The following is a 1,496-nucleotide window of genomic DNA, read 5'->3' as shown; positions in this document are numbered from 1 at the left end:
AACTCTACCATTGAGCTACACCCGCATATTGAGTTGGTGACCCGTAGGAGAATCGAACTCCTGTTACCACCGTGAAAGGGTGGTGTCTTAACCGCTTGACCAACGGGCCATATTTTTTTGGTTGCGGAGGTAGGACTTGAACCTACGACCTTCGGGTTATGAGCCCGACGAGCTGCCAACTGCTCCACCCCGCGATATTGTATAAGTGCCGAAGACCGGAATCGAACCGGTACGGGAGGATAAGTCCCGCAGGATTTTAAGTCCTGTGCGTCTGCCAGTTCCGCCACTTCGGCTTAAATCATTTTTAGTTGGAGGCGACATCCAGATTCGAACTGGAGATCAAGGAGTTGCAGTCCATTGCCTTACCGCTTGGCTATGTCGCCGAAAAGTGATCTATCCGCGATTCGAACGCGGGACACCTTGATTAAAAGTCAAGTGCTCTACCGACTGAGCTAATAGACCATATTAATTTGGGGTGGATGATGAGATTCGAACTCACGGCCTCCAGAGCCACAATCTGGCGCTCTAACCAACTGGGCTACATCCACCACAAATGGTCGAGGTGAAGGGACTCGAACCCCCGGCCCCATGGTCCCAAACCACGTGCGCTACCAAACTGCGCTACACCTCGATAAAAATATTCATTTGGTGGACCATCAGGGACTCGAACCCCAGACCTACCGGTTATGAGCCGGGCGCTCTAACCAACTGAGCTAATGGTCCTCATTATTTTGGTAGCGGTAACAGGAGTCGAACCTGTGACCTTTCGGGTATGAACCGAACGCTCTAGCCAACTAAGCTATACCGCCACACTTATGGTGCCCAGAGGCGGAATCGAACCACCGACACGGGGATTTTCAGTCCCCTGCTCTACCGACTGAGCTATCTGGGCATTTTGGCGGAGAGGGTGGGATTCGAACCCACGGTGCCGTTAAGCATCACTGGTTTTCAAGACCAGCTCCTTAAACCACTCGGACACCTCTCCATATTTATAAAAGTGATTCATCTGGGACTCGAACCCAGGACTCCCTGATTAAGAGTCAGGTGCTCTACCAACTGAGCTAATGAACCAGATTAATCATTCTTTATTTCTTAATAACATTCTATTGGCTGGGGATGCAGGACTCGAACCTACGAATGTAGCAGTCAAAGTGCTATGCCTTACCGACTTGGCGAATCCCCAACATGGTGAGCGCAGAAGGATTCGAACCTTCGACACACGCCTTAGAAGGGCGTTGCTCTATCCAGCTGAGCTATGCACCCACATCAACAAATGTTCTTGGAGCGGGAAACGAGATTCGAACTCGCGACTTCGACCTTGGCAAGGTCGCGCTCTACCGCTGAACTATTCCCGCAAATTATATTTTATTTTTAATATGCACTTTATATGGTGCGGATGAAGGGAGTCGAACCCCCACGCCGTAGGCGCTAGATCCTAAGTCTAGTGCGTCTGCCAATTCCGCCACATCCGCGTATATTTTATTTTGGTGGAGGAT

At 50.4% G+C, this 1,496-nt stretch carries 16 tRNA genes; all 16 read right to left on the bottom strand.

What is annotated here, in order from left to right:
• Positions 1 to 34: 34 nt before the first annotated feature.
• Positions 35 to 109 (bottom strand) — tRNA-Glu (locus tag ACK2WN_RS12120).
• Positions 110 to 118: 9 nt separating this feature from the next.
• Positions 119 to 194: transfer RNA gene (locus tag ACK2WN_RS12115), tRNA-Met, on the bottom strand.
• Between the two features lie 12 nt (positions 195 to 206).
• Positions 207 to 293, bottom strand: a tRNA-Leu gene (locus ACK2WN_RS12110).
• A 16-nt stretch (positions 294 to 309) separates the two neighbouring features.
• A tRNA-Cys gene (locus ACK2WN_RS12105) sits at positions 310 to 383 on the bottom strand.
• Between the two features lie 6 nt (positions 384 to 389).
• Positions 390 to 462, bottom strand: a tRNA-Lys gene (locus ACK2WN_RS12100).
• Positions 463 to 471: 9 nt separating this feature from the next.
• Positions 472 to 548: transfer RNA gene (locus ACK2WN_RS12095), tRNA-His, on the bottom strand.
• Positions 549 to 554: 6 nt separating this feature from the next.
• Positions 555 to 631: transfer RNA gene (locus tag ACK2WN_RS12090), tRNA-Pro, on the bottom strand.
• A gap of 15 nt (positions 632 to 646) precedes the next feature.
• Positions 647 to 723, bottom strand: a tRNA-Ile gene (locus tag ACK2WN_RS12085).
• Between the two features lie 9 nt (positions 724 to 732).
• Positions 733 to 809 (bottom strand) — tRNA-Met (locus ACK2WN_RS12080).
• A 7-nt stretch (positions 810 to 816) separates the two neighbouring features.
• A tRNA-Phe gene (locus tag ACK2WN_RS12075) sits at positions 817 to 892 on the bottom strand.
• Positions 893 to 896: 4 nt separating this feature from the next.
• Positions 897 to 985, bottom strand: a tRNA-Ser gene (locus tag ACK2WN_RS12070).
• Positions 986 to 998: 13 nt separating this feature from the next.
• Positions 999 to 1,071, bottom strand: a tRNA-Lys gene (locus ACK2WN_RS12065).
• A gap of 36 nt (positions 1,072 to 1,107) precedes the next feature.
• Positions 1,108 to 1,183 (bottom strand) — tRNA-Gln (locus ACK2WN_RS12060).
• Positions 1,184 to 1,186: 3 nt separating this feature from the next.
• A tRNA-Arg gene (locus tag ACK2WN_RS12055) sits at positions 1,187 to 1,263 on the bottom strand.
• Between the two features lie 17 nt (positions 1,264 to 1,280).
• Positions 1,281 to 1,355 (bottom strand) — tRNA-Gly (locus ACK2WN_RS12050).
• 33 nt (positions 1,356 to 1,388) lie between these two features.
• A tRNA-Leu gene (locus tag ACK2WN_RS12045) sits at positions 1,389 to 1,472 on the bottom strand.
• Positions 1,473 to 1,496 lie beyond the last annotated feature (24 nt).

Origin of the sequence: Peptacetobacter sp. AB800, from assembly GCF_047807365.1 — a bacterium.
Lineage (GTDB): Bacteria > Bacillota > Clostridia > Peptostreptococcales > Peptostreptococcaceae > Peptacetobacter.
Note: the sequence above shows the minus strand (reverse complement) of the source record. Positions and strands in the feature narration are given on the sequence as shown.